Source organism: Shewanella sp. SG44-6, from assembly GCF_014164185.1.
GTDB classification, from domain to species: domain Bacteria; phylum Pseudomonadota; class Gammaproteobacteria; order Enterobacterales; family Shewanellaceae; genus Shewanella; species Shewanella vesiculosa.
Genome location: NZ_JACJER010000273.1, coordinates 1 through 1,468, shown reverse-complemented (window position 1 = coordinate 1,468; position 1,468 = coordinate 1). Strand labels below are relative to the sequence as shown.

Annotated in this window: 2 protein-coding genes; both read right to left on the bottom strand. The window is 28.4% G+C overall.

Translation table 11 applies throughout. From position 1 onward, the window contains the following. Positions 1-163: 163 nt before the first annotated feature. Complete coding sequence (locus H5185_RS22115) at positions 164-1,237, bottom strand: O-antigen ligase (RefSeq protein WP_182743307.1); 1,074 nt, start codon at positions 1,235-1,237, stop codon at positions 164-166. Next, positions 1,237-1,468: hypothetical protein (locus H5185_RS22110; protein ID WP_182743304.1), on the bottom strand; the 232-nt coding region annotated here is incomplete at its 5' end. The genes H5185_RS22110 and H5185_RS22115, both read right to left, overlap by 1 nt.

The following is a 1,468-nucleotide window of genomic DNA, read 5'->3' as shown; positions in this document are numbered from 1 at the left end:
TGATAGGTTCTAATATATCAGAATTTTATTATGTAAACTTTATCATTTGGTTGGTATTAGGAACATATATTTATAAAGAAAGGTTTCATCATGCAAACAACAATATCAGCTGTAATCGTAACGTACAACCCAAATTGTGAAAAGTTATTGACTCTAATCCGTTCTATATATTAGAACCTATCATTTGGACTAAAAAACCCAAAGAAATAGCTATATGAGAAGCACTGGACTTGGATAATTTCTTATTAAATACTCTTGAAGTTTTAACAAAGCAATAAATAACAGTTGAAATAAAAAACAATATGAAAAAAATACCACCTTCTGAAGCCCACTTAACATAATCGCCATCTGTAATAAAATAATTTAAATCAGAATTATTTTTATAAGCAAATTGCCCTAACTGACCGATACCGTATCCAAAGGGATTTTCAGATAGGTAGTTATAGCCACTAGCCCAAATCATAAACCGTTCGTCTACTGGATTGAAATCACTTGAAAAAAGTGACATGAATCTATTCATATAAAATGTGTTATTAGTAACAAAAACAACTAAAATTAATAACAATGGAATTATCATCATTAATGATAATGCAAATTTTCTCTTGTCATAAATACAAAATATAGTTACCCCAATAAGTATAGCTAACCAAGAGCTTCTTTGCAGAGAGAAGAATGTAGCGACTGCAAGAATAAAAGCCATGAGGTAGAATTTTATACCATTTAATTCCTTTTTTATGTTTAAGTATAAAACAATATTAAATCCAATTGAAACAATACCTGAAAATATCAATGAACCAGCAACTGAAGACATCCTGAAATAAGCGGCACCATCTTGAAGTGTATCAATAAGATCTTGAATATAAGTTGGATAACTAATAAAGCCATATGTTAATAAACCAAAAACAGCATGTATAAATGAAACATTAGCGATAGCTTTCAATATTAATAAGTATGAGTATTTCTTAGATAGAAAAAAAGCCAAAAAAGGTAAAATCCAAACATACAAAGACTCAAAATATGAGCTAACATTAAAATTTTGATTAAAAAGGAATGACTGGAAACTTTGTAATACTATATAGGTTATAACAATACAACATAAAATAATTTCTTTACTTGAAAACTGAACTTTACGAAATAAAATAAAAATTATAGGCACGTTCAAAACAAAAAACAATTGACTGCCAAACAGCTTGGAAAAGCCTGGTAAAAAAGAATAAATAAGTAGAAGTGCTTGCATTATAATGCAACTCTTCCTATGGCGGCATTTACCCGATCACATCTTTTTGACCATGTATTTTCAAGTAAAAACTCTGCTCTTAACTTTTTATTTATTCTATTAGTTGAGAGATTTTCTATATTAACAAATAAATCGATCAATTCTTCTCGATTCCGGTAAAAATTTACAAAACCATCAAATCTTTCAATTTCAGGATAGTAACAACTAACAACATCACCACCAAAATATATA